At 66.1% G+C, this 245-nt stretch carries 1 protein-coding gene; it reads left to right on the forward strand.

Annotation, left to right across the window (positions count from 1 at the left end; genetic code table 11):
• The coding region (locus tag M2D63_RS25990; protein ID WP_285865911.1) for an aminotransferase class III-fold pyridoxal phosphate-dependent enzyme at window positions 1–245 on the forward strand (245 nt) is incomplete at both ends.

The following is a 245-nucleotide window of genomic DNA, read 5'->3' on the forward strand; positions in this document are numbered from 1 at the left end:
TCGTGCCGTCGATGGAGTTGGTACGCATGGTCAGGTCCGGCACCGAAGCGACCATGAGCGCCATTCGCCTGTCCCGCGTCTACTCCGTCCGTGACTGCATCATCAAGTTCGAAGGCTGCTACCACGGCCACTCCGACAGCCTGCTGGTCATGGCCGGCTCCGGCCTGCTGACCCTGGGCGTGCCAAGCTGGGCCGGGGTGCGGGCGGCCTTCGCAACGCACACCCTTACCCTGCCGTTCAACGAC

Origin of the sequence: Pseudomonas sp. BJa5, from assembly GCF_030272875.2 — a bacterium.
Classification (GTDB): Bacteria; Pseudomonadota; Gammaproteobacteria; order Pseudomonadales; family Pseudomonadaceae; genus Aquipseudomonas.